This window comes from Parafrankia sp. EUN1f (assembly GCF_000177675.1).
In the GTDB taxonomy this organism is placed as follows: Bacteria; Actinomycetota; Actinomycetes; order Frankiales; family Frankiaceae; genus Parafrankia.
Genome location: NZ_ADGX01000036.1, coordinates 1 through 25,186 on the forward strand (window position 1 = coordinate 1; position 25,186 = coordinate 25,186).

The 25,186-nt window shown below is 71.7% G+C and carries 21 protein-coding genes and 1 pseudogene; 12 read left to right on the forward strand and 10 right to left on the reverse strand.

Translation table 11 applies throughout. The annotated features are described in order from the left end of the window. A pseudogene (locus tag FREUN1FDRAFT_RS13235) lies at nt 1-252 on the reverse strand (hypothetical protein); the annotation flags it as partial. A 302-nt stretch (nt 253-554) separates the two neighbouring features. Here FREUN1FDRAFT_RS13235 and FREUN1FDRAFT_RS13240 point away from each other — a divergent pair. The 4 genes from FREUN1FDRAFT_RS13240 (at nt 555) to FREUN1FDRAFT_RS13255 (ending at nt 4,485) form a co-directional block, all read left to right on the forward strand. Continuing rightward, a complete protein-coding gene (locus FREUN1FDRAFT_RS13240) occupies nt 555-1,016 on the forward strand; it encodes a cupin domain-containing protein (RefSeq protein ID WP_006540563.1) in 462 nt (153 codons plus the stop codon). Between the two features lie 73 nt (nt 1,017-1,089). Continuing rightward, a complete protein-coding gene (locus FREUN1FDRAFT_RS13245; protein ID WP_006540564.1) occupies nt 1,090-1,665 on the forward strand; it encodes a TetR/AcrR family transcriptional regulator in 576 nt (191 codons plus the stop codon). 268 nt (nt 1,666-1,933) lie between these two features. Beyond that, entirely contained in the window at nt 1,934-3,037 is a 1,104-nt protein-coding gene (locus FREUN1FDRAFT_RS13250; RefSeq protein WP_006540565.1) for an NAD(P)-dependent alcohol dehydrogenase, read from the forward strand. Beyond that, nucleotides 3,034-4,485: an aldehyde dehydrogenase gene (locus tag FREUN1FDRAFT_RS13255; protein ID WP_006540566.1), complete on the forward strand. Its 1,452-nt coding sequence runs from the start codon at nt 3,034-3,036 to the stop codon at nt 4,483-4,485. The genes FREUN1FDRAFT_RS13250 and FREUN1FDRAFT_RS13255 overlap by 4 nt, the downstream gene beginning before the upstream one ends. 187 nt (nt 4,486-4,672) lie before the next feature. On the opposite strand, the gene FREUN1FDRAFT_RS13260 is transcribed toward FREUN1FDRAFT_RS13255, so the two are convergent. The 3 genes from FREUN1FDRAFT_RS13260 to FREUN1FDRAFT_RS13270 form a co-directional block, all read right to left on the reverse strand. Further along, nucleotides 4,673-5,875, reverse strand: a complete 1,203-nt coding sequence (locus FREUN1FDRAFT_RS13260; RefSeq protein WP_006540567.1) for an oxidoreductase family protein — start codon at nt 5,873-5,875, stop codon at nt 4,673-4,675. A gap of 78 nt (nt 5,876-5,953) precedes the next feature. Beyond that, the gene (locus FREUN1FDRAFT_RS13265; protein ID WP_006540568.1) at nt 5,954-7,177 is read right to left on the reverse strand and encodes a cytochrome P450; all 1,224 of its coding nucleotides are present in this window, start codon (nt 7,175-7,177) and stop codon (nt 5,954-5,956) included. Nucleotides 7,178-7,426: 249 nt separating this feature from the next. Beyond that, complete coding sequence (locus FREUN1FDRAFT_RS13270) at nt 7,427-7,846, reverse strand: limonene-1,2-epoxide hydrolase family protein (protein ID WP_035951477.1); 420 nt, start codon at nt 7,844-7,846, stop codon at nt 7,427-7,429. Between the two features lie 385 nt (nt 7,847-8,231). On the opposite strand from FREUN1FDRAFT_RS13270, the gene FREUN1FDRAFT_RS13275 reads away from it, so the two are divergent. Continuing rightward, on the forward strand, nt 8,232-9,002 hold the full coding sequence (locus tag FREUN1FDRAFT_RS13275; RefSeq protein ID WP_006540570.1) for an SHOCT domain-containing protein: 771 nt from the start codon (nt 8,232-8,234) through the stop codon (nt 9,000-9,002). Nucleotides 9,003-9,397: 395 nt separating this feature from the next. On the opposite strand, the gene FREUN1FDRAFT_RS13280 is transcribed toward FREUN1FDRAFT_RS13275, so the two are convergent. Beyond that, nucleotides 9,398-10,498: a hypothetical protein gene (locus FREUN1FDRAFT_RS13280; protein WP_006540571.1), complete on the reverse strand. Its 1,101-nt coding sequence runs from the start codon at nt 10,496-10,498 to the stop codon at nt 9,398-9,400. A 204-nt stretch (nt 10,499-10,702) separates the two neighbouring features. Between FREUN1FDRAFT_RS13280 and FREUN1FDRAFT_RS13285 the strand changes: the two genes are divergently transcribed. The 6 genes from FREUN1FDRAFT_RS13285 (at nt 10,703) to FREUN1FDRAFT_RS13310 (ending at nt 19,176) form a co-directional block, all read left to right on the forward strand. After that, nucleotides 10,703-13,270: a LuxR C-terminal-related transcriptional regulator gene (locus tag FREUN1FDRAFT_RS13285; protein WP_006540572.1), complete on the forward strand. Its 2,568-nt coding sequence runs from the start codon at nt 10,703-10,705 to the stop codon at nt 13,268-13,270. A gap of 180 nt (nt 13,271-13,450) precedes the next feature. Then, a complete protein-coding gene (locus FREUN1FDRAFT_RS13290) occupies nt 13,451-14,698 on the forward strand; it encodes a phosphotransferase (RefSeq protein WP_035951479.1) in 1,248 nt (415 codons plus the stop codon). A 155-nt stretch (nt 14,699-14,853) separates the two neighbouring features. Further along, complete coding sequence (locus FREUN1FDRAFT_RS13295; protein WP_006540574.1) at nt 14,854-16,041, forward strand: acyl-CoA dehydrogenase family protein; 1,188 nt, start codon at nt 14,854-14,856, stop codon at nt 16,039-16,041. 3 nt (nt 16,042-16,044) lie between these two features. Next, nucleotides 16,045-17,064 (forward strand): acyl-CoA dehydrogenase family protein, encoded by a 1,020-nt coding sequence (locus FREUN1FDRAFT_RS13300; protein WP_006540575.1) that lies wholly within the window; start codon nt 16,045-16,047, stop codon nt 17,062-17,064. Then, nucleotides 17,061-17,966, forward strand: a complete 906-nt coding sequence (locus FREUN1FDRAFT_RS13305) for an enoyl-CoA hydratase/isomerase family protein (protein WP_006540576.1) — start codon at nt 17,061-17,063, stop codon at nt 17,964-17,966. Before FREUN1FDRAFT_RS13300 ends, FREUN1FDRAFT_RS13305 begins: the two co-directional genes overlap by 4 nt. 13 nt (nt 17,967-17,979) lie before the next feature. Beyond that, complete coding sequence (locus FREUN1FDRAFT_RS13310) at nt 17,980-19,176, forward strand: cytochrome P450 (protein WP_006540577.1); 1,197 nt, start codon at nt 17,980-17,982, stop codon at nt 19,174-19,176. A gap of 204 nt (nt 19,177-19,380) precedes the next feature. On the opposite strand, the gene FREUN1FDRAFT_RS13315 is transcribed toward FREUN1FDRAFT_RS13310, so the two are convergent. Next, complete coding sequence (locus tag FREUN1FDRAFT_RS13315; RefSeq protein WP_035951474.1) at nt 19,381-19,767, reverse strand: DUF3592 domain-containing protein; 387 nt, start codon at nt 19,765-19,767, stop codon at nt 19,381-19,383. Between the two features lie 352 nt (nt 19,768-20,119). Here FREUN1FDRAFT_RS13315 and FREUN1FDRAFT_RS13320 point away from each other — a divergent pair, with 352 nt between their 5' ends. Then, nucleotides 20,120-21,007 (forward strand): hypothetical protein, encoded by an 888-nt coding sequence (locus tag FREUN1FDRAFT_RS13320; RefSeq protein ID WP_006540579.1) that lies wholly within the window; start codon nt 20,120-20,122, stop codon nt 21,005-21,007. Between the two features lie 112 nt (nt 21,008-21,119). Here FREUN1FDRAFT_RS13320 and FREUN1FDRAFT_RS13325 read toward each other — a convergent pair whose 3' ends face one another. The 4 genes from FREUN1FDRAFT_RS13325 to FREUN1FDRAFT_RS13340 all read right to left on the reverse strand — a co-directional run bounded on the left by FREUN1FDRAFT_RS13325 (nt 21,120) and on the right by FREUN1FDRAFT_RS13340 (nt 25,182). After that, a complete protein-coding gene (locus tag FREUN1FDRAFT_RS13325; protein WP_006540580.1) occupies nt 21,120-21,950 on the reverse strand; it encodes a sugar phosphate isomerase/epimerase in 831 nt (276 codons plus the stop codon). A 110-nt stretch (nt 21,951-22,060) separates the two neighbouring features. Beyond that, complete coding sequence (locus tag FREUN1FDRAFT_RS13330) at nt 22,061-23,047, reverse strand: hydroxymethylglutaryl-CoA lyase (protein ID WP_006540581.1); 987 nt, start codon at nt 23,045-23,047, stop codon at nt 22,061-22,063. Further along, the gene (locus FREUN1FDRAFT_RS13335) at nt 23,044-24,300 is read right to left on the reverse strand and encodes a CaiB/BaiF CoA-transferase family protein (RefSeq protein WP_006540582.1); all 1,257 of its coding nucleotides are present in this window, start codon (nt 24,298-24,300) and stop codon (nt 23,044-23,046) included. Before FREUN1FDRAFT_RS13335 ends, FREUN1FDRAFT_RS13330 begins: the two co-directional genes overlap by 4 nt. Nucleotides 24,301-24,387: 87 nt before the next feature. After that, the gene (locus tag FREUN1FDRAFT_RS13340) at nt 24,388-25,182 is read right to left on the reverse strand and encodes an IclR family transcriptional regulator (RefSeq protein WP_006540583.1); all 795 of its coding nucleotides are present in this window, start codon (nt 25,180-25,182) and stop codon (nt 24,388-24,390) included. Between the last annotated feature and the right edge of the window lie 4 nt (nt 25,183-25,186).

The following is a 25,186-nucleotide window of genomic DNA, read 5'->3' on the forward strand; positions in this document are numbered from 1 at the left end:
GCACCGCCGCCGAGGCCGCTCACACCGGTCACAGCGGTCACGGTGGCCCTGCCGGGGGCGGTCGGGCGGCCCGGTCAGCGGCGTCCCACTGCCATGCGCCGACCACCACACCCAGCGGGGCGCCAGGGCCGACTCCACCTCGGCCAGGACGGCCGAGGCCTGCGCCGGCCAGGCCCAGCCGGCGTCCGCGTGCGCCAGCGCGACCCCGACCCCGGGGACGGCCACCACCGCCACCGGCGTGCCCCGGTCCACCCCGCCGCTCGCAGCACCTCGACCGCGCCGGGGCGAGGCATCGGGTCCACCACGTCAGGCTCCTCTGTGGACGCGCTCCTCCGGCGTGTCCACAGTCGCACAGCCCTGTCGGCGGGCGGTGCTGCCAGCCCGTCCATCGCCAAGATGATCAACACTGTTGACGGCCGCCCGTGCGCGTTGTCGATCTTGAAGATCGGAGAAGGACGAACGAAGGACGACAGGACGACCCGGTGGCCCGGCGGTTTGCAGGTGTCGCGGGTGCCGGCGGTGTGGTGTGGCGGTGCCCGATGCAGGATGACGGCATGGCTGAACCGCGCCCGGTGCCCGTGCCGCATCCGCTGATCGAGGCTCTCGGTCTGGCGCCGCATCCTGAGGGCGGGTGGTACCGGCGGACCTGGCAGTCGCCGCTCGAGCTCGACGCTCATGGCGGGGTGCGGCCGATGGCGACCGCGATCTCCTTCCTGCTGCTGCCGGGCGAGGTCTCGCACTGGCACCGGGTGCGCTCGGACGAGCTGTGGTTCTGGCAGGGCGGCGGGGCACTGCTGCTGACCGAGGGCGGGGCGCGGGACGCCCCGGGCGCGACGACCGGGTACCGACTGGGGCCGGAGCCGGCGGTGAGCGGCGCCGAGCGGGTACAGCACCTGGTGCCCGCGAACGTCTGGCAGACCGCCCGACCGACCGGTGCGGAGCACGTCCTGGTCGGCTGCGTGGTGGCGCCCGGGTTCGACTTCGCCGACTTCGAGCTGCTGGACACCCCGGGCTGACCCGCCCCGCGCGGGCTGTCGGTCTGTCGGTTCCTTCGGGTCTGTCCGGCCGTGTCCGCCTACGCTGTGTGGGGTGCACAGGGGTGGCTGGGCCGGGGATCCGCCGGCGACGGACGAGGAGGCCGCCGCCCGGATCGTCGCCGCGGCCAGGGCGTGCATCGAGGTCGACGGGACCGGCTCGGACCTGGCGAAGGTCGCCCGGCGCGTCGGGGTCACCCGCCAGACGGTCTACCGCTACTTCCCGACCAGGCGGGCCCTGTTCGAGGCTGTCGCGGAGCAGGGTGTGGAGGCGCTGGTGGCAGGGATGGCCGCGAGCCTCACCGGCGTCGACGATCCCCGGGACGCGCTCGTCCGGCTGATGCTGCACTGCGTCCGGACGTTGCCGAACGACCCGGGCCTGTCCTTCATCGCGCAGCCGGGCCGCGGTGACGCGCTGATCACCACGGCGGACGCGCCGCGGCTCACTCTGGCGGTGCTCGACCGGCTGCCGATCGCTCTCGACCTGGGCGAGCAGGCCCGGGCGGCGCTCGCCGAGCACATGGTGCGGTTGCTGCAGTCGCTGCTTCTCGACGAGACCACCCAGTTGCGTTCCGACGAGGATCTGGTCGCCTTCCTGCATGCCTGCCTCGACCATCACGTAGTATCCTAAATATCTATATATTTCTTCGCATACCGGCCCTGGGGTGGTTGTCGGCCCATCTCGCGGCGAGTCCGCGATCGGTTGAAACATGTAGATCTGTGCCTTAGGGTTTCGCGCATCGCTGTTGCGATGTTCCCGGCGGCCGGCAGGTCCGCCGCCTGGTGAGCCCGTCGCCTCGTCGCCTCCTCGGCGCACCGGCCCCGGACGCGCTGATCTCGACAGGCCGACCCTGGATCACTGATCTTGAATTGCTGACCTTGAAGAACGGGAGTGCCGGATGAAGGTGACCGCGGCGGTGCTGCGGCAGGCGGACGGCCCCTACGTCCTGGAGGAGGTCGAGCTCGACCCGCCGGGGCCGGGCGAGGTCCTCGTCCGGGTCGTCGGCGCGGGCATGTGCCACACGGACGTCGTGCCGCGTGAGGAGAGGTCGCCGGCGCAGCCGCCGGTCATCACCGGGCACGAGGGTTCCGGAGTGGTCGAGGCGGTCGGTGACGGGGTTACCCGGGTGTCGGTGGGCGACCACGTGGTGCTGTCCTTCGACTCGTGCGGCGAGTGCGCGAGCTGTCGGCGCGGCGTGCCGCCCTACTGCGACCTGTTCCTGTTCCGTAACTTCTTCGGCCGGCGTCTCGACGGCACCACCGGTGTGCGTGACGCGGCCGGCGGCGAGATCGCCTCGCGCTGGTTCGGCCAGTCCTCGTTCGCCACCTACTGCGTCGCGGCCGAGCGCGGGGTGGTGGTCGTCGACCGTGACCTGCCACTGGAGAAGCTGGGGCCGCTCGGTTGCGGCATCCTCACCGGCGCGGGCTCCGTGCTCGTCGACCTGGACGTCCGCGCGGGTGCCAGCTTCGTGGTGTTCGGCGCCGGAGCGGTGGGGCTCGCGGCGATCATGGCGGCGAAGGTCGTCGGCGCCGACCCGATCATCGCGGTCGACCTGCACCAGCACCGGCTGGACCTCGCCGTCGAGCTCGGCGCGACCCACACGCTGGACGGTCAGAGCACGGATCTGGTGTCCCAGATCCAGGCGCTGACGGGCGGTGGTGCCGACTACACCTTCGACACCACCGGCAACGCGACGGTGATCGGCAACGCCGTGGGCGCGCTGCGCGCCGGCGGGCACTGCGGGATGGTGGGCATCCAGACCGAGCCGATCACCTTCGACACGATCACGCTGCTCGGCAAGCGGCTCTCCAACATCCTGGAGGGCGGCGCCGATCCGCAGGTGGTGATCCCGCGGCTGATCGAGCTGTGGCGCGCCGGCCGGTTCCCGTTCGACCGGCTCATCGAGACCTTCCCGCTGGCGGAGATCAACGCCGCGGAGGAGGCGTCCCTTTCCGGCAAGGTCGTCAAGCCGGTCCTGCTCCCGTCGGAGGCCTCGGTATGACCACCGTCATCGAACGCGACCAGCTTCTCATCGGTGGGGTCTGGCGCCAGCCCGCCACGTCCGGCCGGATCGAGGTCCACTCGCCGCATGACGGCCACCTCGTCGCCACCGTTCCCGAGGCGACCCGCGCCGACGCCGACGCCGCGATCGCCGCGGCGTCGGCGGCACTGGCGGGCAGCGCCTGGTCACCGGGAGCCGGCAAGGAACGCGCGGAGCTGATCCGGAAGGTCTCGGCGGGGCTGCAGGCCCGGGCCGAGGAGCTCGCCGGGATCATCACCGACGAGATGGGCTCGCCGGCGGCGTTCTCCCTGTTCGGGCAGGCCATCGGCTCCGCCATGGTCATCGAGGGCTTCGCGGACGTCGCCGAGAGCTTCCCCTTCGAGCAGGAACGCCCCGGGCTGATGGGGCGCTGCCTGATCCAGAAGGTCCCGGTCGGGGTCGCGGTGGGAATCGTGCCGTGGAACGTGCCGATCTTCCTGTCGTGCATGAAGCTGGGCGCGGCGCTCGCGGCCGGCGCCCCGATCATCCTCAAGCCGCCGCCGGAGGCACCGGCCAGCTCGTTCCTGCTGGCCGAGGTGCTGCTCGCGGCGGACGTCCCGCCGGGGCTGGTGAGCATCCTGCCCGGCGGCGCGGAGCTCGGCCGGTACCTGGTCGGGCATCCGGGTGTGGACAAGGTGTCGTTCACGGGCAGCAGCGCGGCGGGCCGGACGGTCGGCGCCACCTGCGGTGAGCTGATGAAGCGTGTCACGCTGGAGCTGGGCGGCAAGTCGGCCGGTGTCATCCTCGACGACGCGGATCTTGCGACGGTCGTCCCGCAGCTGCTCGACTCGGGGCTGCAGAACAACGGGCAGGTGTGTGCGGCGCAGAGCCGCATCCTGGTACCGGCGTCGCGTTACGACGAGGTCATCGACGCGCTCGCCGACCACATCCGCGGTCTGAGCGTCGGTGACCCGCGCGACATGACTACCGCTGTCGGCCCGCTGGTGTCGGCGCGGCAGCGTGACCGGGTCGAGGGCTACCTCGCCGACGGACGGGCCAGCTCCGCCCGGCTCGTCGTCGGCGGCGGCCGTCCAGCCGGGCTGGACGCCGGCCACTATGTCGAGCCGACCCTGTTCGCCGATGTCGACAACGCCAGCCGGATCGCCCGTGAGGAGATCTTCGGGCCGGTGGTGACGGCGATCCGCTACCACGATGACGACGAGGCGGTCGCGATCGCCAACGACTCCGACTACGGGCTGTCCGGCTCGGTCTGGACCGCCGACGTGGCCCGCGGGGTGGCGTTGGCCAGCCGGATCCGCACCGGCGTCTGCGCGGTCAACTCCGCCGCGATCGTCGAGCCACGCAGCCCGTTCGGTGGCTTCCGGCAGTCCGGGATCGGGCGGGAGATGGGCCCCGAGGGTGTCGAGGCCTACCTGGAGACCCGCACGGTCGTGCTGCCGTTCGGATAGCTGATCCGGGCCCGGGCCGGCGGCGTTCACCGCCGGCCCGGGCCGCGGGTGAATACCGCCGGCGCGTTTGGCGAGTCGCAAGAGTGAACGATTCTGGTCGTTGCGACGACCGAAATCCTTCGTTCTTGCGGGTCGCCAGGCGAATCTGCGCCTCTTTTGCCCCTCCTGAGGTGAAGCGACCGGGCCGTCAGGCGGTGAGCAGGCCGAGGGTGCCCAGATCGCGGATGGCCGCGCAGGTGTTGGTGGCCATCGAGAGGAACATCCGGTGGGAGCTTTCGGTGGGCTCGTTCGTCGCGTAGATGGCGCCGAGCACGGTGAGCAGGGGCCCCTGCAGCGTCCCGAGGCGGTAGTCCCCGAAGCAGGCCTCGAAGGGGTAGTCCGCCACCCCGAGCTGGAGCAGCCGGTCGTGGTAGGTGCGGAGCAGTGTCTTCTCGTGCGCCCTGCGGAGGTCGGGGTGCAGGGCGGTGGAGAGGAAGTAGGCGACGTCGCGGCCGGGGAACCCGATCTCGAGTGACTGCCAGTCGACGGCCGTGACCCGGATGCCGGTGGCCCCAGGGTCGTCGGTGGCCTCGGGGTTGTCGGTGTCGGCGGTGTCGGAGAAGAGCAGGTTGTCGAGCCGGTAGTCGCCGTGGATCAGGCTGTGCCGGGCACCGATGTGCCGGCCCCAGCGGCCGAACAGGTCGGCTGTGCGGTGCAGCGTGTCGAGGTCGGCGGGGGAGAGGTCCGCGCCGAAGCGGTCGACGAAGGGCGTGGTGGCCGTCGCGAGCAGCTCACCGAGGAAGCTGATGCCCGCCTCGTCGGTATGACGTAGCCAGCTGGCCGTGTCGCGTAGCCCCTGCTGGCCCCAGTAGGGGGCGTGCAGGCCGGCGAGGTTGCGGATCGCGGCGTGGGCCTGGGCGAGGGTGGCGCCGTGGACCTGGGAGCCGGGCCGGGATGGGTGTGCGTCCTCGAGGACGAGGGTGAAGCTGTGGCCGTCGGTGGTGATGTCGGCGCTCCAGCAGCGGGGCACGCGGATCTGGGCGCCTGCGGCGAAGCTGCGGTAGTAGCCGACCTCGCTGAGGTATCCGGGTGCGATCTGGGCGCGTGCGGCGGGGGTGCCGGCGGCCAGTTTGAGGACCACCGACGGCGGCGCCGGGTCGGTTGCGTCTGGTGCGGCGGTGAGGTGGAAGCGGTAGCTGGAGCTGAGCTGGCCGCCGCCGACGGGCTCGTGGCGCAGGCCGGTGATCTCGGTGTCCGTCCCGCCGCGGCGTAACACGGCGGTCATCCACTGCGGCGTGACGTGGTGCGGATCGTCGACGATCCACGCCACGTCGTCCACGCCTGCCCTGGCGCCTGTGCCCGCTAAGGGGCCCGTGCCCGCCGCCGGCGTGGCACCTTCCGACTCGCTCATCCTGTGTGCCCTCCGGCAGCCCTGGTGGTTCGGCGGCGTGTGGGCCGCCCAGGGCTGCGACGGCCGGGCCGGATGTCGTCAGGAGATCTTGTAACGGATCGGCAGCCGCTTGGGGCCGCCGACGAAGACGGTCTGCATGTACTCGGGGGTGCCGGCGAGCTCGACCTCGCGCAGGCGGGGGACGAGTTCGGTGTAGAGGGCGCGGGCCTCGAGGCGGGCGAGGTGGGTGCCGAGGCAGTAGTGGGCGCCGAAGCCGAAGCCGACGTGCTTGTTGGGGGTGCGGCCGACGTCGAAGGTCTGTGGGTCGGTGAAGACGTCCTCGTCGCGGTTCGCCGACGGGTAGGACAGCAGGACGGCGTCGCCGGCGGGGATCGGAACGCCGCGGATGGTGGTGTCGCGCGTGGCGGTGCGCATGAAGTGCTTGACGGGGGACGTCCAGCGGATCATCTCGTCGACCGCGGTCGGCACGAGGGCCGATGGGTCGGCGGTGAGGCGCTGCCACTGGTCGGGATTGTCCAGCAGGGCGTGCAGGCCGCCGGAGATCGCGGCGCTGGTGGTGTCGTGGCCGGCGGTGGCGATGAGGACGTAGTAGCCGACGACTTCGAGCTCACCGATGGTGTCGCCGTGGACGGTGGCGTTGGCGATGACGGAGCCGAGGTCGTCGGTGGGGTTCTCGCGGCGGTCGGCGATCACTTTCTGGAAGTACTGGAAGAAGTCGAGGAGGGCTTCCATCGCGGCGGCGTCGCCGTCGGCGGCGCGGGCAAGGTCCTGGTCCTCGGCGCCGAACAGCTCCTGGGTGAGCTTCAGCATCCGGGGGAAGTCCTCCTCGGGCAGCCCGAGCAGGGAGAGGATGACGTAGAGGGGGTAGTGCGCGGCGACGTCCTGGACGAAGTCGCATTCGCCGCCGAGGTCGGCCATGTGGTCGACGTAGCGCTTCGCGAGCTGGGTGATCCGGTCGGACAGCCGCCGCACGCCGGCGGGCTTGAACCAGTCGGCGCTGATGTGCCGGTAGATCGGGTGGTCGGGGGCGTCCATCTGGACGAGTGCTCGGATAGGCGGCGCGGGGGCGTCCGGGTCCTGCTGGACGGCGGTGCGGGGGGCGTTGTGCCACAGCTCGGAGTCGCGGGAGATCTCCATGACGTCGTCGTACCGGGTGATCGCCCAGAACGGGGCGAACCCCTCGGTCTCGACCCGGTGGACCGGGGACTCACGGCGCAGCACCGCGGTGGCGGCGTGGAAACGCTGCTCGTCCGCGTAGGCGGTGGGGTCGGTGAAGACGCCGCCGGCCTCGTCAAGGTTCATGATCAGGTCCTTCTCGCTGCCGGCGGCAGGACCGCCGTGCGGCCGGTGCCGCGGTCTCGAACACAGGAGGGAGGCGCTCGGTCGGCCCCGGGGATTTACGGCCCATCGGCAGGATCGCGCCCGATGCGCCCTGAGTCCGCAAATTATCTAGAAGTATGCCCTGGTGCAACGGCTTGACCATCGGCGGGCGGCGCACTGGCAGCGGAAGGCTCCGCGCCGGCTGCGCGCTCGGTGCGGGGGTGGCAGCGGTCAGGGCCCGGTTCGGCGCCGGGCCGCGACCGCCGCGGCGGCCTGGAAGAACAGAGCTTTCCCCGCGCCGCGGGCGCTGGCGGCGAGGAACGTCGCCCAGTCGAAGTAGTCCCGCCACAGCACCACCCGGCCGTCTTGCACCTCGAACGTGCCGCAGACCCAGAACTCCGCCCCCCACGAGCCGGCGCGCAGCACATCCGTCCGTTCGGTGAGCACGACCGGGCCGTCCGCGGCCAGATGGTGGATGCGTGCCTCGAACCCGGTGCCGTACCGCAGCATCCAGCGCAGCTGCTTCTCCACCGCCACCCGCCCGCGGGCCGGCGGCAGTGGAACGTTCTGGTAGACGACGTCATCCGAGACGAGCGCCAGCGCCGCGTCGGCGTCGAGCCGCTCCAACGCCGCCAGGAACGCCCTGACCACCGCCCGCGGTTCGGACGCCGACCCGGGATCGGTGTCGTTCTCGGGACCTGGGTTGGGCTTCGGGTCGGGGCCGGACGAGGCCGGCGGCTCGGGCGAGACGTGGGGGTCGGACATGGCGGTCCCTAAGGTCGATGGTGTTCGGGGTTGGTGCCCCGGATGCCCGGGGCACCTTCATCATTCGCGCTGTCCCGGCCGCCGTCCTCGGGTCGCGGGGAGAAGCCCCGGCGCCCCTGGTCGTAACCCTCGGCCGGCCGTATCGCCAGGGCGGCCGGCGACGCCACGGTGGCCGAGACGACGCTGGCAGACTCGGGTGGTGGCAACACGCCGCTGACGCCGGTCCCGGCTTTCGTCGAGACGGCGTGGCGACGTGACGAGGAGATTTACCATGCGCAGGTTGAACGGCCAGGGTGAGCAGGCCATCGCGGATCTCGCCCGCCGGTACGGCGTGAGCACCGACGCGGTGCGCACGCTGTTGGACGCGGTGCTGCTCGGCGGTGGTACCCAGGCGCAGTTCTCCCACCCCGAGCTGGGTGGCCGCGGACAGTGGATGGCCGGTGGCATGACGATGGTCGGCGACATGTTCAACCACGGCCTGCAGGCAACGGTCAGCGCTCTCGCCACGGAGCTGTCCACTCTGTTGGCTTCGAAGCAGCTGTATGCGCCCGCCGCCTCCCCGCCGACCGGCGGCGGAGAGCCCGCGGCGGCCCACCCGGCGAACTCGAGCAGCTGGTGGCCCGGTGACCTGGGCCAGCCCAGCTCGACTGGCAGCCAGAACGAATCCCGATACGCGATCTTTCCGGCTGTGCGGCGGCTGGCCGTGCGCCGCGGCGACGGCCAGGTCCGCATCTACGACACCCTCGACCATCACATCACGGGCGTCCAGCAGCAACAGCAACAGGGCGACCGGCCCAGAACACTGTCCTTCTCCAGCCAGCACGGCACCTTCCCCGTGGAAAGCCTGCCGCTGGTGAGCCCGGCACCGCAGCGGCCCGCCCCGGCCGTGAGCCCGTCCGAACCCGCCCCGGCGTCCGCCGGTGGCACCGACCCGGACGCGATTCTGGCGACAATCGAGAGGTTGAGTGACCTGCACCGCCGCGGTGTTCTCTCGGACGAAGAGTTCACCGCGAAGAAGGCCGATCTGCTGGCCCGTCTTTAGTGTCGTCGCTGGCAAGGCCTGCCGTCACCCACTCCATGCGGCATGGCTGGTTCCACGGCCATTATTAGAATCCCTAGCGAAGTGGCACTTGGCAATCCGCAAGAAGTGAGGATTTCGGTTGCTGCGGAGCCCGTCGCAAAATGCCGAGAAGTGGCCGATCCGGGCCACCAACTTTGACCTGGCAGCCCACGTTCGTCCGTCAGCGAAGATCTCAGCCGTGTGCACCTGACTACCGATCTTGGTCGGCGCCATTTTGTTACAGGCTCTGCGGCGGCCAAAATCCTCAATTCTTGCTCGGCGGTGGCGGTGGCGGTGGCGGAAGCTCGATGTGCGGGATTCTGCGGCGGGCTCCGAAGTCCGAAGCTACTGAGATGCGCCGTTGCTCGCCGGTCGGCTCAGCCTGGGGCGCCGTCGAGCATGCTCTGGAAGCCGCCCGGCGCGTAGGGGCCGATGACGAGCTGTTCGAGGACGCCGAGGCCGACCCGCTCGCCCCAGGTCGCGCGCACCACCTGCTGGACGTGCACGCATTCGGGTGCGAGCGTGTCGAGCTCGGCGACCTTGTGCACCTCGCCGCCGACGGCGAGCTCGTCGTGCCAGCGGCCGTGCTTCCAGCGCGGGTGCAGGTAGCCGACACCCTTCATGCGGAAGGTGCGCAGCGGTTCCAGCTCCACCGTCTCGTCCGGGCCGAGCAGGAGCGTGGCGCCGTCGGAACGGCGCAGGCCCGGAGCCCAGCGCACCCGGTGGCGTACCCCGTGCAGCCAGCTGATGCCGGTGTCGGGCCCGAACACCGGGTCGCCGTCGCCGAGAACGGGCAGGACGGCGGTCCGTTCCAGCCACGGCCGCCCCGTCTCGTCCTCCATGACGACGTAGTGCAGGGCGCGGTCGGCGAAGTTCAGCGGGGCCCACAGGAAGAACACCTGCGGCAGGGCGGTGCGCGGCGCCGCGGGGGTCCGTTCGCCCACGCCGCGGATTCCCCACGACCTGTCCTTGGTCCCGTAGGTGCCCGGGGTGATCTCGATGCGCGCGCCGCCGGTTTCGAGCCATCCGCTCCAGGTGACCATCTGGGTGGCCCGGGTGGAGTCGGTGAGCAGCAGCGGCCCGTCGTGCTGGGTGGCCCGGGGCTCCTCGTGCGCGGGGGTGCGGGCGGTGGCGGTGAGCTCGGCGGCGAGGCCGTGCTCCGGTGCGTCGACGATGATCCTGTTCACCCGCAGCGGTTCCACGATCTCGACCGTGACCGGGCCGATGCTGGTGCGGGTGCGGTCCAGCGGGATGCGTCCGGAGGCGAAGACCGAGCGCTGCACATCCTGGTGGACGACGCTGAACGCACCGTCGATCGTGCCGCGGTTCGGGTACAGCCCGAACGCGAGCGCGAAGTAGACGTCCTCGTCGTAGCCGTTGAACCAGAACCGGTCGTAGTGGTCGGGATGCCCACCGCCGGCGTGCGCGACCGGCAGCGCGCTCTGATGGATCGGATAGTCGTCGAACGGCGTGAGCATGGCCTGTTTCCCTCCATCCGCACGGCCGTCCGGCAGGTCGGCGGCCCGGCAGCCCTTTGCGTGTGCCGCACCGGTGGGTGGGCGTGACCAGGATCGTGGGCCTGTCACGGGGCGGGCATCCGTAGAAGTACGGGGATGGCTACCGGGATCGCCGGGTGATCGGTGCGTCTTGACGTCGTGGCAGACCCCCGCCAAAGATGATCCATGGCCGTGTCCGCGCAGGTTCGGTTCCGAGGCGAGCGGCTGCCCACCGAACGCACGAGCTTCGTCGGCCGGCGTGCGGAACGCACGGAGCTTCGCGAGCTGCTCGGTGAGTTTCGCCTGGTCACGGTCACCGGAGTCGGTGGTGTGGGCAAGACCCGGCTGGCGATGCGGGTGGCCGCCGAGACGCGCCGCGCGTACCCGGACGGGGTGTGCGTCGTGGAGCTTGCGCGGCTGCGGGATCCGCGGCTGGTGGCGCACACCGTCGCCGCGGCGTTCGGCTGCCAGCCGCGCGGGAGCGCCGAACCGTCGTCCGCGGCGCTCGGGGCGTACCTGGAGACCAGGGGAGCGCTGCTCGTCCTGGACAACTGCGAGCACGTCGTCGAGGCCTGCGCGGAGCTGGTGGACCTGCTGCTGACCCGCTGCCCGCGGCTGCGCATCCTCGCGACGAGCCGGGAGTCGTTACGGGTCCAGGGCGAGGCGACGTACGTGGTGGCGCCACTGCCGGTCGGCGGCGGGAACGGGAACGGGGCCGGGGCCGACCCGCACCTGCCCTGCGACGCGACGACGCTGTTCGTCGAACGGGCCCGTGCCGTCCGCCCGGACTTCGCGCTGACCTGGCACAACCGGGCCGCGGTCGGTGACATCTGCCGCCGCCTCGAGGGCATCCCACTGGCCATCGAGCTTGCCGCGGTGAAGACCCGGGCCCTGTCACCGGCTGAGATCCTGGTGCGGCTCACCAGGCCGACCGCGCTGCTGCGCCACGACGGGCGGCTGGTCGCCGACCGGCAGCGGACCCTGCGCGCCTGCGTCGCGTGGAGCTTCGACCTGTGCACCCCGCAGGAGCGCCTGCTGTGGGCCCGACTGTCGGTGTTCGCCGGTGACTTCGAGCTCGACGCGGCGGAGGGTGTCTGCGGCGACGGGCTGGCCGAACCGTTCCTCGACCTGGTCTTCGCGCTGGTCGACAAGTCGATCCTCACGTTCGAGCCGGGGGCGGAGCGCGGGCGGCTGCGGCTGCTGGAGATGCTGCGCCAGTACGGCCAGGAGCGGCTGGAGCACGACATCGAGTGGCGCGGCGAGTGGCAGGTGCTGCGTCGGCGTCACCATGACTGGTACGCCGGGCTCGCCGCCCGCGCGGAGGCGGAGTGGACGGGCCCCGCGCAGCAGTCCTGGCTCAGTCGGCTGCGCGCCGACCATGCGAACCTGCAGCTGGCGCTGGAGTACTGCGCCGCCAGCCCCGACCCGGCGGCGAACCTGGCGCTCGCGCAGTCGCTGCACCGCTACTGGGTCGCGGACGGATGGTTCACCGAGGGGCGGTACTGGCTGGCACGCCTGCTCGACGACGGCGGCTCGGGCGCCGGCGGTGGCTCGGGCGCTTCTGGTCGCGCCGGAAGCGCCGGAAGCGCCGGAAGCACCGGAAGTGGCGGAAGCGGCGGAGGCGCTGGCGGTGCGGGTGGTGACGAGGCCGGGCGCGGGGGCGGCGACGACGTCCCCGGCCGGGTCCGTGCGCTGCATACCGCGGGCTGGCTCGCGACCCTGCAGGGTGACCGTGGCGACGCCGAACGGATGCTGGAGCACGGCAGTGAGCTGGTGGCGGCCGGTTGTGCGGGCGCCGAAGCCGCGCTCATCACCCAGCTCACCGGCCTCGACGCGGTGTACACCGACAAGCCCGACGCCGTCGCGAACCTGGAGCGGGCCCTCGCTCAGTTCCGCCGGGACGGCGACCTGAACCGGCAGCAGGAGACCCTCGCGGTGCTCACGCTCGCCGCCGCGCTGGGAAGCACCCCGTGGGCGGCGCAGCGCTACTACCAGGACTGGGTCGCCATCGCGATTCTGCGCCGGGACCGCCGGCTGCGCGCCTACGCGGAATGGGCCCGCGCGCTGGCCACCTGGAGGGCCGGTGACCCGAAGGGCGCGCTGGCGATCGCGCGCGCCGCCGTCTTCGGGGAGAGCGGGCTGCCCGACCACCTCGGTCTCGCCCTGTGCCTGGAGGCGCTTGCCTGGATCCGGGCGGGCCTGGACGAGTTCGCCGGCGCGGCGGTTCTGCTCGGCGCGGCGGACCATCTCTGGGAGCGGATGGGGACGTCCACCGCGGCCTTGCCCGCGCTGTTCCGGCTTCGCCAGGACTGCGAGGCGGCGTGCCGGGAGGACCTGGGCCCGCGCGCCTTCGACGCGGCCTGGGCGCGGGGAGCCGCGCTCGCACCGGCGGAGGCCTGGGCCACCTCCTGTGCCACGGGCTCGGCGACGGCTTCCGCCGCCGCGACCGCTACTGGACCGGTCACCGGATCGTCCAGCGGACCGGCCGCCGGATCCTTCACCAGGCCGACCACCGGGCCGGTCACCGTGCCTGCCGGCGCGTGGCTGGGCGGAGTGCGGTTGACGCGGCGGGAGAGGCAGGTCGCCCAGCTCGTCGCGCGGGGCCTGAGTAACAGGGACATCGCCGCCACCCTGGTGATCTCCCCGCGGACGGCGGAGACACACGTCCAGCAGATCCTGAAGAAGCTGGGGCTGACCTCGCGGGCCCAGGTGGCGGCCTGGCTCTCCGCCCAGCCGGCCGAAGCCGCGGGCTGAGCGGACGGACGTCCTTTACAGTCCTGACGCTCTCTGGCAAGAGTGTTTACGTCCGGCGGGCTTGGAAGTACTCTGCGGTGCCGACGATGCGGTTCCCCCGAGGGGCGGGTGCATCCGGTCGAGCGGGCTCCCCACCCGAACATAGAGGGATACTTTATGCAACCTTCACATCCTGATTCGTTGTCCGGCTCTGCATCCGGTTCCGATTCCGCTTCTGCCGCCAGCACCAATGCCGGCGCCGACGCCGGCGCCGGCGTCGACGCGCGCCGTGAGCCGGGTTCGGGTACTGATGTGCCGGGCGTCGGCACCGCCGAGCAGATCGTCGACGATCCGGCCGAGATCACTCCGGCGTGGATGACCGCGGCGTTGCGCGGTGCCGGTGGTGCTCATGGCGCCGGCGGTGCCGGCGACGTCGAGGTCCGCGCTGTGAGCCACGAGCCGATCGGCACTGGTCAGATCGGTTCCAGCTACCGCTTCCGGCTGGAGTACGCCCCCGGGCGCGACACCACGGCGGGCGGCGCACCGGCTCCGCGCACGCTCGTGGTCAAGATGGGCGCCGGTGACCCGGGCGGGCGGGACGTCGTGCGCCGCGGCTACCGCAAGGAGGTCGGGTTCTACGCCCGGCTGGCCCGGGACGCCCGCATCGACATCCCGCACTGCTGGCAGGCCGCGATCAGCCCGGACTCCCGCGCCTTCACCCTCGTGCTGGCCGACGCCGCCCCGGCGCGCCCGGGCAGCCAGGAGGACGGCTGTGACGAGGCGCAGGCCACCGACGCCGTCCGCGCGCTCGCCGGGCTGCACGCGTCGTTCTGGAACAGCGAGCTGCTCGCCGCCGAAGGCGACTGGCTGCCCCGCCCGCAGGACGCGGAGCTCGCGTTCATGGCCGAGCTGCTGGTGGCGACCACGAAGGACTTCGGCGATCGGTTCGCCGGCGTGCTCGACCAGCGTGACCTCGACACGCTGCACCGGGCCGCCGCGCTGACCTACCAGTGGGAGAGCGGCTGGCGCGCGCCGTTCACCCTGCTGCACGGGGACTACCGGCTCGACAACCTGATGTTCCCGGCGCAGGGCCCGGGCGTGCTGACCGTGGACTGGCAGACGATCACCATCGGGCTGCCGGCTCGCGATCTCGCGTACTTCCTGTCCACGGCGCTGCCGCCAGCCGTGCGGCGCTCGACCGAGCACCGGCTGGTGGGGGCCTACCACGCCCGCCTCGTCGAGCTCGGCGTCACGGGCTACTCGGCCGAACAGTGCTTCACCGACTACCGCGCCGGGATGCTGCACGGCCCGCTGATCACGGTGCTGGGCTGCATGTTCGCCGCCGGAGTGCGCTCGGAGCGCTCCGACCGGATGTTCCTGTCGATGGCTCGGGGGATCTGCGCGGCGCTGCGCGACCTGGAGTCGCTGGACCTGATCGCGAGTTCCTGACGGCCGCTCGGCCCGCCGCTCGCCGCGCCCGGCGGGCCGAGTGCGACGCCCGGCGGGCCGCTCGCGCCGGTTGGCCTGCCGAGTTCCCGCGCCCCGCGCCGCGAGACTGACGTCTGGCCGCCAATTGGCATAATGTATCCAATGGAGGTGGTCGGATGCTGCTCCTCGACTCCGAGTCCGAGGCCCAGTTCCGCAAGGAGATCCGGGCCTGGGTCCGGCAGGCTGTTCCCCAGCTCGGCGGGCCCCCGCCCGAGCGGGACTGGCAGGCCCGCCGGCGGTACGACAGCGCCTGGCAACGAATGCTTGCCGATGCGGGCTACGCGGGTATCCACTGGCCCCGCGAGTACGGAGGCCGGGGCGCCAGCCCGGCCGAGCATCTGATCTTCCTGGAGGAATCCGCCGCGGCCGGTGCCCCCGACCTCGGCGTCCACTTCGTCGGCCAGCTGCACGCCGGGCCCACCCTCATCGCCGAGGCGACCGACGAGCAGCGCGCCTTCCACCTGCCCCGGATCCTGTCCGGGGAGGCGGTGTGGTGCCAGGGCTTCTCCGAACCGGGCGCCGGCAGCGACCTCGCCGGGCTGCGCACCCGGGCCGTCCGCGACGGTGACCACTACGTCGTCACCGGGCAGAAGATCTGGACGTCCTACGGCCCGGTCGCCGACTACTGCGAGCTGCTCGTGCGCACCGACCCCGACGCGCCGAAGCACCGCGGGATCACCTGGCTGATCATGCCGATGGACAGTCCGGGTGTCGACGTCCGTCCGCTGCGGACCATCCACGGCGACAGTGAGTTCGCCGAGGTCTACCTGGACGAGGTCCGCATCCCGGTGGCCAACCGGGTCGGCGCGGAGAACGACGGCTGGCGTGTCGCGATGGTCACCTTCGGCTTCGAGCGCGGCACCGCGTTCGTCCGGGAGCTGATCACCGCGCGCAGCCACGTCGCCGACCTCGCCGCACTCGCCCGGGTGCTGCCGCGGGGCGCCGGCACCGCCTGGGACGACGCCGGCCTGCGCCGTGACATCGGCCGGGTCGCCGCCGAGCTGGACGCGCTGTGGGCGCTCACCAAGCGCAACGTCACCCGGGGCATGGTCGGGGTCATCCCACCGGCCGGCGGCTCCGCGTTCAAGCTGTCCTACTCGGAGACGCTGCACCACCTGAGCGCACTGATCATCCGGGTGCTGGACCGTGCCGCGCTGAGTATGGACGACCTGCCCGGCCTGCCCACCGGGCAGCTGGTGCACGCCCAGCTGCACGCGTTCGCGATCAGCATCGGTGCCGGGACGTCGCAGATCCAGCGCAACATCCTCGCCGAGCGCGTCCTCGGCCTGCCCAAGGAGCGCTGAGCGATGCACTTCGACCTGGATGAAGACCAGCGCGCGTTGCGGGACACCGTCCGCCGGCTGGCCGAGGAGGTCTTCCCGGTGGAGCGGACCCGCGGCTGGGCCGAGCCGGGTGGGTTCGACCGCGCGGCGTGGAGCGCGCTCGCCGAGCTCGGCACGTTCGCCGTCTACCAGCCGGAGGAGCGCGGCGGGCTCGCGCTGCCGGTCGTCAACGCCGTCCTCGCCTACCAGACGCTGGGTGCCTGCCTCGTGCCCGGCCCGCTGGTCGCTGCGGCGCTCGCCGCCGACCTCGACGGTGACAGCGGGGCGGTCGGCGGCGGGGAGGTCGTCCCGGCGGTCGTGGTGCGTCCGGAACCGGGCGCGCCGCTGCTGGTCGAGCATCTGCGCGACGCCGACGTCGTCTACGTCCTCGACGCGCACGGCATCGAACGGCTCGACCCGGCGGCACTGACCGCGACGCCGATCACCGTGCCACTGGACCCGACCACGCCGCTGTCGCTGGTGACGGACCTCCCGCGGGGCGATCAGGTCGGCGACGCGGCGCAGGCCGCCCGCTGGTCGCTGCTGGGCTCGCTGCTCAGCTCCGCGCTGCTCGTGGGCCACGCGCTGCGTGTCCTCGACCTGGCGACCGCGCACGCGCAGCAACGCGAGCAGTTCGGCCGGCCCATCGGGACGTTCCAGGCCGTGAAGCACATGCTCGCGGACTGCTTCGCCCGCGGCGAGGTCGCCCGGGCCGCGGTCGACGCCGCGGGCGTGATCATCGACGAACCCGGCGCACTCGACATCACCGAGCCCGGGTCCGGCGGCGGGCCGGCCGTCCGCGCCGTCGCCGCGGCCCGGGTGCTGGCCGCCGAGGCGGCGCTGCTCAGCTGCCGGACCGCGATCCAGGCGCACGGCGGGATGGGGTTCACCTGGGAGGTGGACCTCCACCTGCACCTCAAGCGGGCCCTGCTGCTGGAAACCTCCTACACGACGTCCGACGCCGCCGCCGAGGCGGTCGCCCAGAGCCTGCAGAGAGTGCCGTGACGACATCGATCCCCACCCCGACGGACCCCACGCCGACGGAACCCACCCCGCCCACCGACGGTGCGACCGCGGCCGTGACCGAGGTGGCGGCGGACGGTGAGCTGACCCTGACGGTGACCGACGACGGCATCGCCCGGGTCACCCTCAACCGGCCGGACGCCGGCAACGCCCTCACCATGGGGCAGCGCGACGCCCTGCTCACCTGGTTCGCCCGCTTCAACGCCGACCCGTCCGTGCGGGTCGTCGTCCTCGGCAGCACCGGACGTTTCTTCTGCACCGGCGCGGACCTGCGCCAGCAGCGTTCCGCCGGGCCGCGCCCCGACGGTGTGCCCGAGAAGCTCGTCGGTGACATCCGCCGGGCGATGACCACCGGCGGCATCAACGTGGTGCACGCGATCCTCGACTGCGAGAAGCCGGTGATCGCGGCCGTGCAGGGCACCGCGGCCGGCATCGGGGCGCACCTGGTGTTCGCCTGCGACCTGGTCGTCGCCGCCGACAACGCGAAGTTCATCGAGATCTTCGCCCGTCGCGGGCTCGCCGTCGACGGCCTCGGGACCTGGCTGCTGCCGCGGCTGGTCGGCCTCGCCCGGGCCCGCGAGCTGGTTCTGCTTGCCGAGGACATCCCGGCCACCCGCGCCGCCGAGATCGGCCTGATCGCGCGGACCGTGCCCGCCGAGGAGCTGGCCGCGACCGTCGACGACCTGGCCACCCGCCTCGCCGCCGGCCCGACCCGCGCACACAGCGCCAACAAGTGGCTGCTCAACCGCTCCCTGGACGTCGACCGGCACACCCTGGCGCAGGAGGAGGCCTGGGTCGTGGAGGCCCTGTCCTACACCGAGGACGCCGACGAGGGCGTGCGCAGCTTCGTCGAACGCCGCCCCACCCGCTTCCGCGGCTTCTGATCAGGGGGAGACCATGACCAGCACCACCGACGTCTACTACGACCCCTACGACACGGACATCGACGCCGAGCCGTACGAGGTGTGGCGGCGGATGCGCGACGAGGCGCCGGTGTACCGCAACGACCGCTTCGACTTCTGGGCGCTGTCGCGGCACGCCGACGTCGACGCGGCGTCCCGCGACCCGCGCACGTTCAGCTCGGCTCGCGGGACCACGCTGGAGCTGCTCTCCTCCGGCGGCGGCGCACCCCGGATGATGATCTTCATTGATCCGCCGGAGCACTCGCGGCTGCGGGTGCTGGTCTCCCGCGCGTTCACCCCGCGGCGTATCTCGGCGCTGCACGAGCAGATCCGCGAGCAGTGCCGCATCCTGCTCGACCCGCATGTGGGCGGCGGCGGGTTCGACTACGTCGCCGACTTCGGCGCCCAGCTGCCGTCCCGGGTGATCTCGGCGCTGCTCGGCGTGTCACCGGCCGACCAGCCGCGCATCCTCGACGTCATCAACACGATGTTCCACATCGAGCCCGGCGTCGGAATGATCAACGACACCGCCCTCAACGCGATGTTCGAGCTGCACGGCTACCTCGTCGAGCAGCTCGCCGAACGGCGCGTCCGGCCTCGCGACGACATGTTCACCGCCCTCGTCCAGGCCGAGCTCACCGAGGACGACGGCAGCACCCGCCGGCTCGACGACCAGGAGGCGGCCAACTTCGGCGTGCTGCTCGTCTCCGCCGGCACCGAGACCGTCGCGCGCCTGCTCGGCTGGGCGGGGCTGGCCCTCGCCGACTTCCCCGACCAGCGGGACCTGCTGGTCGACGACCCGGGCCTGATCCCGGGCGCCATCGAGGAGCTGCTGCGCTACGAGGCCCCTTCACCGAGCCAGGGCCGCAGCCTCACCCGTGACGTCACCCTGCACGGCGTGACCATTCCCGCGGGCAGCAACGTCCTGCTGCTCACCGGCTCGGCTGGCCGTGACGAGCGCGCCTTCCCGAACCCCGACGTGTTCGACGTCCGCCGTCGCATCGAGGCGCACCTGTCGTTCGGACTCGGCGCGCACTACTGCCTCGGCGCCGCCCTCGCCCGCCTCGAAGGACGGATCGCGCTGGAGGAGACCCTGCGCCGCTTCCCACGCTGGGACGTCGACCGGGCCGGCGCCGTGCGCCTGCACACCAGCACCGTGCGCGGCTACAAGAACCTCCCCATCGCCGTGTAAGCGGCGGGTCCGCACCTCCCCGGGCGCTCCCGGTTCCGACAGCCTCCCGCCCGGATCGCGCGGGAGGCTGTCGGTCGAACCATCGGCATGGGACGAATGGGAGCGCTGGAAGGGACGCGATCCGCGGGCAGGGGCTGGCAGGTCACCTGGCCGAGGTCCACGGCGCGCCACTCCAACTCGGGGTGGACCTTGCCGGCCACGGCACTAAAAAGAACGCCAGTCGCGGACGAACGACACGAGGAACCCCAGCATCCCGATCCCGAAGATCAGAAAAACGACTCCGCCGATGATCGAGCCGATGCCGACGTCGGAGGGGTTCCTGACCTCGCCGGGATTCCCTCTGTCGTAGAGGACGTCCAGCCGCCTACCTTCCTCGAAGGAGCCGGAGATCTCCCGGACGTACTTCTCCCCGTCGACCGTGTAGCCGACCTTGGTGAAATGGACGGTGTAGCTGCCGTCCTCGTCCTGCCAGGTCTCGGAACGGGTGGAGAGTGCCACGGCGGTCGTGTGCGCACCGTCGTTCCGGAAACTGAGGTCCGACACGAGGCCATGGATGACCACGCCATTCCAGAACAGCAGGAAGGCGAACATGGCCAAGAAGAACAATGAATCCCCGATGCCGCTTCGGTGGCCTCGGAACCGGCGTGAGGAGCGCATCCGGAACCCCCGGTCCGACGGAGAGCGCAGTCCATTCTCGGTGCAGGATAGAACCCGTCCCGCCCGGTGTCGATCAGGCATGTGACAGTCGCATCCCCGACACCGCCCTGCCTGTCGTCGGGACACTGACCGGAGTCCGACGGTGAGGACCGCCCGCCGCCGAGGCGTCTGCGACCCGCCTGCGAGAGGCCGATCTCGTGCGGCGTCCGGCTAAAGGACGACGGCGGCGCCGGTCCGCGGACGCCACGACCACCGCCGAAGCGGTTCCGGGGCGTAGGGTTCGCGGGTGGCTACTGCCGCCGAGTACGCAGCTGGCCGGGTTGACGCGGTACGCGACGATCCGGCGGGGCGGCTGGCGTTGCTGGGCTCTCTCTACGCGGCGCCGCCGGGGTGGCCCGAGTTGCGGCTGCCGTATCGGCGGGCGGCGTTGGCGTTCATGCGCTGGCAGCTACGCCGCGGCCTGCTCGCCCCGGTGGATGGTGAGGCGTCGGGCAGTGCGTGGTGGCGGGCCGTCAACGAACGGCTGCTGCGTGACACCGCTGAGGCGCGTGGTCATGTGGTTGGCATGGGTGGTCCGATCTCCTCGCCGAGCGCCGCGTCGTCGGTGGCGTTCGCCCGCCGGCCTTCGGCGCGGGCGTGGTACCGCGCGCACAACGCGAGCGTCGTGGCTGCGTATCTCGACCATCGGGCGCTGGCCGACGCCGAAGGCTATGTGGAGCGGTTCTTCCTGAACCTGGTGCTGGTCCGTGTGTTGTACGCGCACGCTCTGGTGGCCGCTCCGCGCCTCGCGATGGGCTGGTTGGGGCCGGTCGCACCCCTGCTGGGTGACCCGCGGGTGAGAATGACCGGTATTTTTCTGTCGCTGTCCCGGGTGCTGCCCGACCGGTATCCGCTCCAGGGCGATCTGCAGGGGCATATCGACGACGAGCACGGCCTCGGTCGGCTGCTGGACGTCGGGATGATCGTGCCGCGCCTCGACGCGCTCTACTCCTGGTCGGCCGCGGAACTGTCGATTCCCGAACTCACCGGACTGATTCGGAACCGGGTCCCGTGCTATGCCTGGGATCCCAGCGACAGGAAACCGTGGGACCCGGCGCCGAATCTGGTCGTTCGAGCACTTCGGTGGATGGTTCCACCTGGTGGGACATCCGCCGCCGGTGGCAGCACCGTGTGACCGGTCGTTTCCAGCTCCCGGGCGCTCACGCGCTCGCCGACACCGCTGCGCACCCACGTCTCCTCGGCGCTGCAATCCGGCGACCTCACCAAGGAGGAGATGGACGAGATCGTCACCGCCCGCGAAGCGCGGCCGACGTGGCGGTGAATGCCTGGCGGGCCATTTCCGCCGGTCCGAGCGCCGCGAGTGAGGCGGAATACACCTCGGTCGCGATGATCGGCGTGGCTCCCATCGCGGCGAGAACGTCCAGAACCGCGTCGATGTCGATGTCGCCGGCGCCGGGCAACAGCCGGGCGGTGGTCGTCTCCACGACTGGGTCCTGCGCGGGCTTAGCGGGCGCGTCGCAGAGCTGGACCACGTCTATTCGTGCTGCGGGTATGTTCCGCAGCACGTCTTCTCTCGGGCCGCCGGGCTGGCGAAACCAATGCCAGAGATCGAGGACGAGACCGAGGTTGTCGCGGTTCACCGCATCCAGCAACCGTGCCGCCGCGGCGAGGGTCGGCACCACCGTCCACGGCAGGAACTCGAGGCTGATCCGCAGGCCCTGGTCCGCTGCGATATCGCAGAGGTAGGCCAGTCGCGCCGCGACCTCGCCGAGGCCTGCGGTCTCGGGACGCAAGGTTGTGATCGCGATGATGTGCTGCGCCCCGGCGCGCCGGGCGAGGTCCATGAGCGGCGCGGCTTCCGCCGCGATCGTGGACCGGTCGGCGGTGGCCCACTCCATCGCCACCTCCACGGTGGCGATCGACAGCCCACGATCACGATGGCGGTCGAAGTACTCTCGCGGGGCCATTCCGGCGGTGACCGCGCCGTCGAAGTGGGAGCTCGTCATCTGGACTCCGCTGAAGCCCGCATCTGCGACCACGTCGACGAGCGCGCGGATGTCGTCGGCGTCGGTCGGATGGCCCAGCGGTAACAGTGTCGGTGCCGAGATGACGGTCATGATGATGATCTCCAACCAGAGTGCAGGGATGGGCGCCGCAGCTGCTCGGGACCTCATGTGGGCATGGGCCCGGCCGGATACAGAACAGGGCGGGAGGCCCAGGACGGTGTTCAGTTCTGCCGGGTCGTGGTCACGCCCTTGAAGGTGCGGAGGATGTCGCTCCATCGGGCGTTGGTCATCTCGCGGGCGGAACCGCCGCGGCTGCGGTGGTCGAGGGATTCCCGGCCGGTCGTCAGCCGGGCCAGTTCCGACACCCGGGCGTAGGCCTCTTCGTCTATGCCGGTGGTGACGCCGAGAGCGCCGGTGAAGGCGAGGAGATCCTCGGTCGGAAGATTCCCGAGAACGTCGGGCTCACCGGGAAACCACAGGTCGCCGCCGATCCCGCAGAACGCCGACTCGAGCCAGTCGACGCCGACGCCCAGCGCGGCGAGCACGTTCGCGAGCGCGAAGCCGTTCCGCGCGTGCAGGTGCAGGCCGATCTCAAGCGTCGGGAAGGCGGCACGGGTGGCTTCCAGGGAGTCGACGATCTGCGCCGGGTTGGCCATGCCGACGGTGTCGCCGAAGTAGACGCCCACCGCCCCTGCGTCGACGGCCCGCCGCACCACCTCCAGGCGGATCGCAGGGTCGGTGGCACCGACGCACGGCGTGAAGAAGGCCATCGCGATCCCGACGATGAGGGCTGCGCCCGCGGTCCGGGTGATCTCGCCGATGGCTGGCAGGTCGGCGAGCACCTGCGCGACGCCGCTGCCCTGGTTGAGGCGGCTGACCTCCTCGTCGCAGCAGGTCAGGGCGACGAGATAGTCGAGTTCGCACTCCCCGGCGCGGTGCGCGCCACGCAGGTTGGGGACGAGCGCGCGGTACCGCACCCCGGGCTGGCGTGGCACGGCCGCGAGGACTGCCTCGGCGTCGGCGAGCTGGGGCAGCACTCGTGGGTGCGCGAACGAGGCGACCTCGATGTCCCGGACGCCGGCGTCGATCATGCGTTCCACGAGTTCGACCTTCGCCTCCGTCGGCACGATCCGCTCGACCGACTGCAGGCCGTCCCGCAGGCCCACCTCCACGACCCTGACACCGGGCTGGAGCGCGAGCGAGCTCATCGGATCACCCCGCGGCGACGGAGATCGGCGACGATGCCGGCGTCGATGTCGAGCTCGGCGAGCAGTTCGTCGGTGGCGTCGCCGAGCGGCGGGCCGGCCCAGCGGATCCGCGCCGGCGTGCGGTCGAAGCGGGGCACTACTGCCTGCATCGGCAGGGTCGTGCCGTCCTCGCCGACCTCCACGTCGACGATGGACCGCCGCGCGGCGAAGTGCGGGTCGTCGAGCATTTCCGGCGCCCGGTAGACCAGGCCCACGGGCACCGCGTGGGCCAGGCAGCGGTCCTCGACCTCCCTGCGGGTGAGCGTGCTCGTCCAGGCGGTGATGATGTCGTCGAGCGCCTGCTGCCGGCGGCCTCGGTCGGCGTGCGTGGCGTAGTCCGGGTCGTCGGCGAGCGCGGGCTGGTCCATCGCCGCCGCCAGCCGCCGGAACACGGTGTCCTGGTTCGCCGCGATGAGCAGGTCCGCTCCGTCCGATGTCGGGTACACGTTGGAGGGCGCGACCCCTGGCAGTACCGAGCCGGTGCGTTCACGAACATGGCCGAACGCGGCGTAGTCGGCCACCAGTGACTCGCTCATCGCGAGGACGGCTTCGTACAGGGCACAGTCGACGATCTGGCCGCGGCCGCTGCTGGCGCGCTCGACCACCGCGGCGACGGCGCCGAGCGCGCCGAGCATGCCGGCGAGGCTGTCGCCGATGGACAGCCCGGAGCGGCTCGGTGGTCGGTCCGGCTCGCCCATGAGGTGCCGTATCCCGCCCATCGCCTCTCCGATGGAGCCGTAGCCTGCCCGGCCGGCGTAGGGACCGGTCTGGCCGAAGCCGGTCACCCGGACCATGATGAGCCCGGGGTTGGCTGCCGAGAGCTCGTCGTAGCCCAGGCCCCAGCGTTCCAGCGTGCCGGGGCGGAAGTTCTCGACGACGATGTCCGCGGTCGCGGCGAGGCGGCGCACCAGGTCCTGGCCGTCGGCGCTGCGCAGGTCGCAGCCGAAGGATCGCTTGTTGCGGGCAAGCACCGACCAGTGCACCGGCGCTGCGGTGCCGTCGGTGTAGCCCCACCGCCGCATCGGGTCGCCGCCGGCCGGATCCTCGATTTTGATCACCTCGGCGCCGTAGTCGCCGAGAAGCTGGCCGCAGAAGGGGCCCGCGATGAGCTGGCCAAGCTCCAGGACCCTCAGGCCCGCGAGCGGTCCGTCGCCCCGTCGTCCCTGATCCTCAGGACCGGGCGGATCACTTGTGGCCGCGGACACATCAGTCATCGGTCGTGGTCACCCCACCACATCACTTGTCTCGTTCGAACATGGGCACGGTTCGACTGTCGGCACGGCGCACGTCATACGTGGACATCAGAGCAGCTGTTGCGAGATCGCCTTGGCGCACTCGACGAGGGCCGGAGCATGTTGGGCGGCACTCTCGGGTGAGAGCCGGAACGCGGGCGCGCCGATGGCCAACGCCCCGACGAGGGCGTCGCGGGCGTCCGTCAGCGGAGCCGCCATGGAGCTGAGCCCTCGTTCGCGCTCCTCGGGCGAGTACGCCCAGCCGCGTTGGCGGGTGAGTGCCAGGTCGTCAGTGAGCCGGTCGACAGAGGTGATGGTGTTCGGCGTGAACGCGGGCAGGCCGGCGTCGAGTGCGAGCGCGAGCGCCTCGGGCTCGTGGGCCATGAAGATCTTGCCGGCGGCACCCGCGTTGAGCGGCTGGATCTGGCCGACCTTGCCCTGATAGATGATCGACTGTTCTGAGTGGCTCATGAGTACGGCCACTCGGGCGCCGCCCTGGCGGACGTAGACGATGCACGATTCGCCGGTGCGGTCACGCAGGTCGCTCACGATGGGCCTGGCCGCGTCGATCAGGTCGGAACCGGCGGTCGCCGCGGCCGACCAGGCCATCACCCGTAGCCCGATCGAGTAGTAGTCGCCGGTTCGCTGGAGCAGGTTCTCCTGGACGAGTGTGCGCAGGATCCGGGCCACCGTCGTTGTCGGGAGGCCGGTCGCGGCCCGGACGTCGGAGGCCCGCAGCCGCGGCTGTCCCCGGGAGAAGCAGTCCAGGATCAGAGCCTGGCGGTGCAGCACCTGGACGGCGTCACTGTCGCGCGTCACGCCGGGCGGGCCCTGCTCGGAGTCGTTGCGGTTGTCGTCGTGCACGCCT

Excerpts from the sequence above, each read along its gene's own strand:
- FREUN1FDRAFT_RS13240 (WP_006540563.1), top strand. The coding sequence starts at position 555 with ATGGCTGAACCGCGCCCGGTGCCCGTGCCGCATCCGCTGATCGAGGCT.
- FREUN1FDRAFT_RS13250 (WP_006540565.1), top strand. The coding sequence starts at position 1,934 with ATGAAGGTGACCGCGGCGGTGCTGCGGCAGGCGGACGGCCCCTACGTC.
- FREUN1FDRAFT_RS13255 (WP_006540566.1), top strand. The coding sequence starts at position 3,034 with ATGACCACCGTCATCGAACGCGACCAGCTTCTCATCGGTGGGGTCTGG.
- FREUN1FDRAFT_RS13260 (WP_006540567.1), bottom strand. The coding sequence starts at position 5,875 with ATGAGCGAGTCGGAAGGTGCCACGCCGGCGGCGGGCACGGGCCCCTTA.
- FREUN1FDRAFT_RS13265 (WP_006540568.1), bottom strand. The coding sequence starts at position 7,177 with ATGAACCTTGACGAGGCCGGCGGCGTCTTCACCGACCCCACCGCCTAC.
- FREUN1FDRAFT_RS13275 (WP_006540570.1), top strand. The coding sequence starts at position 8,232 with ATGCGCAGGTTGAACGGCCAGGGTGAGCAGGCCATCGCGGATCTCGCC.
- FREUN1FDRAFT_RS13280 (WP_006540571.1), bottom strand. The coding sequence starts at position 10,498 with ATGCTCACGCCGTTCGACGACTATCCGATCCATCAGAGCGCGCTGCCG.
- FREUN1FDRAFT_RS13285 (WP_006540572.1), top strand. The coding sequence starts at position 10,703 with ATGGCCGTGTCCGCGCAGGTTCGGTTCCGAGGCGAGCGGCTGCCCACC.
- FREUN1FDRAFT_RS13295 (WP_006540574.1), top strand. The coding sequence starts at position 14,854 with ATGCTGCTCCTCGACTCCGAGTCCGAGGCCCAGTTCCGCAAGGAGATC.
- FREUN1FDRAFT_RS13300 (WP_006540575.1), top strand. The coding sequence starts at position 16,045 with ATGCACTTCGACCTGGATGAAGACCAGCGCGCGTTGCGGGACACCGTC.
- FREUN1FDRAFT_RS13310 (WP_006540577.1), top strand. The coding sequence starts at position 17,980 with ATGACCAGCACCACCGACGTCTACTACGACCCCTACGACACGGACATC.
- FREUN1FDRAFT_RS13315 (WP_035951474.1), bottom strand. The coding sequence starts at position 19,767 with ATGTTCGCCTTCCTGCTGTTCTGGAATGGCGTGGTCATCCATGGCCTC.
- FREUN1FDRAFT_RS13325 (WP_006540580.1), bottom strand. The coding sequence starts at position 21,950 with ATGACCGTCATCTCGGCACCGACACTGTTACCGCTGGGCCATCCGACC.
- FREUN1FDRAFT_RS13330 (WP_006540581.1), bottom strand. The coding sequence starts at position 23,047 with ATGAGCTCGCTCGCGCTCCAGCCCGGTGTCAGGGTCGTGGAGGTGGGC.
- FREUN1FDRAFT_RS13335 (WP_006540582.1), bottom strand. The coding sequence starts at position 24,300 with ATGACTGATGTGTCCGCGGCCACAAGTGATCCGCCCGGTCCTGAGGAT.